Origin of the sequence: Pseudomonas sp. NPDC089996 (genome assembly GCF_044748405.1) — a bacterium.
GTDB lineage: Bacteria > Pseudomonadota > Gammaproteobacteria > Pseudomonadales > Pseudomonadaceae > Aquipseudomonas.
In genome coordinates this window covers 1-3250 of sequence record NZ_JBIVGA010000034.1, presented here as the reverse complement: position 1 = coordinate 3250, position 3250 = coordinate 1, and the positions used below count along the sequence as shown (strand labels likewise).

Annotated in this window: 3 protein-coding genes; 2 read left to right on the top strand and 1 reads right to left on the bottom strand. The window is 64.2% G+C overall.

Features of this window, described 5'->3' with window-relative positions:
- Positions 1–237: 237 nt before the first annotated feature.
- Positions 238–1161 (bottom strand): LysR family transcriptional regulator, encoded by a 924-nt coding sequence (locus tag ACIPW4_RS27145; protein WP_400663723.1) that lies wholly within the window; start codon positions 1159–1161, stop codon positions 238–240.
- A gap of 518 nt (positions 1162–1679) precedes the next feature.
- Here ACIPW4_RS27145 and iacA point away from each other — a divergent pair.
- Together iacA and ACIPW4_RS27135 are read left to right on the top strand one after the other, a co-directional pair.
- Positions 1680–2849: an indole-3-acetate monooxygenase gene (gene iacA, locus ACIPW4_RS27140; RefSeq protein WP_400663720.1), complete on the top strand. Its 1170-nt coding sequence runs from the start codon at positions 1680–1682 to the stop codon at positions 2847–2849.
- 17 nt (positions 2850–2866) lie between these two features.
- Positions 2867–3229 (top strand): IacB protein, encoded by a 363-nt coding sequence (locus ACIPW4_RS27135; RefSeq protein ID WP_110638218.1) that lies wholly within the window; start codon positions 2867–2869, stop codon positions 3227–3229.
- Positions 3230–3250 lie beyond the last annotated feature (21 nt).

The window sequence follows — 3250 nt, the reverse complement described above, 5'->3', positions numbered from 1 at the left end:
GCTCACGGGGGTCACCTATGGGGGGCGATTTCTTATGGGAGCAACGTAAAGGGCAGGGGGGAGGGGCTCAATGACAGTGGCGGGCAATGTCGTTGCGTTTTGTGCAACAACATCTGAGGCTGCTTTGCAGCCTTTTCGCGACACAAGGCCGCTCCTACAGGAGATCGCATTCCCTTGTAGGAGCGGCCTTGTGTCGCGAAAGGGGCGCAGCGCGCCCCCGGCAATCTCAAATCGTTCTCAGGCGTTAGCCGCCATGCGCACGGCCCTCGCCATCTCCGTGGCCAGCTCACGGCTCAACCCATCCAGCGTGCGCCCGCGCCGGGTGACGATCTGGATGTCGGTGGCATTCATCGCCGGGCAATCGATGGCCAGTGCCTTGAACGTACCGCTCTTGAGTTCGTCGATGATCGGCAGCTCGGCCAGCAAGGTGGCGCCCATGCCGGAGCGCACGAAATCGAGGATCACCGCCAGCGAGTTGGACGTGAGCGTGGGCACGATGGCGAACGGCTGGTCCTTGCACGCCGCATCCGCCAGCTCGCGCACGCGAAAATCGGCGCCCGGCAGCACCAGCGATTCACGCGCCACGTCTTCCAGGCTGACCGTGGAGCGCGCGGCCAGGCGGCTGTCGCGGTGCACGATCATGCGCAGCGGCTGGGCCAGGCTGTACAGGCGGGTCAGGCGTGCGGTGGCGCTGGGGGCGAAGATCACCCCCAAGTGCGCCTCATCGTTCAGGACCCGGCGCTGCACTTCCAGCGAAGGTGCACTGATGATCTCGGCCTTGTGCGCGCCATGGGCATGCAGAAACCCCTGCAACGAATTGATCGCCCGGGCGCCCAGCAGGCCTTCGCCGATGGCCAGCACGGTCGAGGCCTGCTGCAGGCCGCGCAGCTCGTCCAGGCGATGGACCAGCTGGGCGTGCTGGCGGCTGCGTTCGACGTAGTAGTCCACCGCAGCCTCGCCGGCAGCCGTCAGGCTGATGCGGTGGGTACCGGGGCGGACCAGTTCGATATCCAGTTCCTGTTCCAGCCGGGCGATCTGCCGGCTGACCGATGAGGTGGCGACGCCCAGGGCTTCGGCGGCGGCGCGCATGGAGCCTTTGTCGTGGCTCAGGTGCAGGTAGCGCAGGCGGTGGTCCTGCAAGTCGATGGGGTGGGTGGGCATGGCCTCGACCTCGGGGTTATCACGGCAGGCATTGGCGTGTCCCCATCGATCCTGGCGGGGCGCTTGCTGATTTTTTTATGGGCTCGACACAGTTGGCCGGCCTGGTGGCGCTCCTTGCCTGGCCATCCTACACCAGCTTTTTTCTCTCCGGAATCATGTGAAAAGTCGACTAAAAATTTTTCGGAATATCACCGGGCATGAATAGTTTTTTTCGCTGATTTCTCATCGCCCTTGGTTCCTACGTAAATTGATATCAATCAATTAGTTAGGTGGTTTCATGTTGATTTGCAGGGGGCTTATCCAAGAAGGATAGGCAATTTTTAGCGTGAAAATTCAATTGACAATTCACGTAATTGACCGCAAATTTTTGTCACCGGCACCTAAAACAAGAGAGACAGAACCATGCCGCCCGGCCCAGCCTTTGCCCCCCAGCGTGGCCGCTGCTCGCCTTTGCCGAGCCTGGCCATTTCGCCGCCTGCCAAACACCACAAAAACTGCGCCTGAGACGGAGAATGTCCATGGATTCGCTTTGCCTGCGTGCCGCGCCTGTGTCGGCGCTCGCCTCTGGCCCTGCCTTCGAGGCCTTGCTTGACGGGGTGCGTGATCGTGCCCGCCAGGGTGAATTCGATCGCCAGCGCCATATATCCCGCGACGTGATCGATGCCTTCAAGGCCCACGGCGTGTACCGCGCCCTGGTGCCGAAACGCTTTGGTGGGCTTGAGTGCTCGCCGGGCGCCTTCTGCGAAATGATCGAGCGCATTTCCCATGCCGACGGCTCGGCCGGCTGGGTCGCCAGCTTCGGCATGAGCCCGGTGTACCTGGCGGCGCTGCCGCTGGAGACCATCGCCGAAATCTACGGCAACAGCCCCGACACCGTGTTCGCCGGTGGCATTTTCCCGCCACAGCCGGCCGAAGTCGTGCCGGGCGGCTTCAAGGTCAATGGCCGCTGGAAGTACTCCAGTGGCTCCATGGGCGCCGACATCGTCGGCGTCGGCATCGCCCCGCGCAATGGCGACAAGCTCGACCTGCCACGCCTGGCGGTGCTGCCGCGCAGCCAGGCGCGCATCGAGGAAACCTGGGACACCGTCGGCCTGCTCGGTACTGGCAGCCACGACCTGCTGGTCGAGGACGTGGTGGTCGGCGAACAGTGGACCTTCGTGCGCGGTGGCAAGCCGAACCTCGACGAGCCGTTCTTCCGCTACCCGTCACTGTCGTTCGCCACCCAGGTGCTCTCGGTGGTCGGCCTGGGCGTTGCCCGCGCTGCCCTGGACGAGCTGTCGGGCATGGCCAGCGGGCGCATCTCGGTCACCGGCGCCCCGGCCCTGGCCGACCGGCCGTTGGCCCAGGTCGACGTGGCCAAGGCCGAGGCGGCACTGCGTTCGGCGCGGGCGTTCTTCTACGAATCCATCGAGCAGGCCTGGGAGCACGTGCTGGCCGGCGACCCGGTACCGGTCGACGTCACCAACCTGCTGCGCCTGTCCTCCACCCATGCCACGCGCGTGGCCGCCGAAGTGGCTCGCAGCGCGCAGATGCTCTCGGGCATGACCGGCATCTACAACGAAAGCCCGCTGGCCCGCTGCGTCAACGATGCGCAAGTGGTTACCCAGCACGCCTTCATGGGCGACGTCACCTACCAGAACGCCGGGGCGATGTTCTTCGGCAAACAGCCCCTGCCGGGCTACCTGTAACTTTCGGGATTACTGACATGAGCGATAAGAAAGCCTTGCGCGTGCTGTTCTGCATGGGCATCAACCAGAACTTCTTCGACGCCCCGCGCGAGGAGCAACTGCAGGTATGGGCCGCGTTCAGCGCGATGTGGAACGGCATCCACGACTTGGCCGGGGTAAACGTGCTGGGCAACATGGATGACGACCAGAGCATGGTCGGCCCGTCCGACGGCTTCCCCTGGACCACCTACCTGCTGGCCGACGTGCCGGATATCGAAACCGTGCACGCCGCCTGCAACCTGTTCCGCACCACGGCGGTGGGCGAGGGCCCGTACAAGCTGTGGCGCTACGCCAAGGTCGAGGCCCGTGTCGGCCGCGAACTGATCATCCAGCGCGCCTGATTCGAGGACAATGCCGTGACA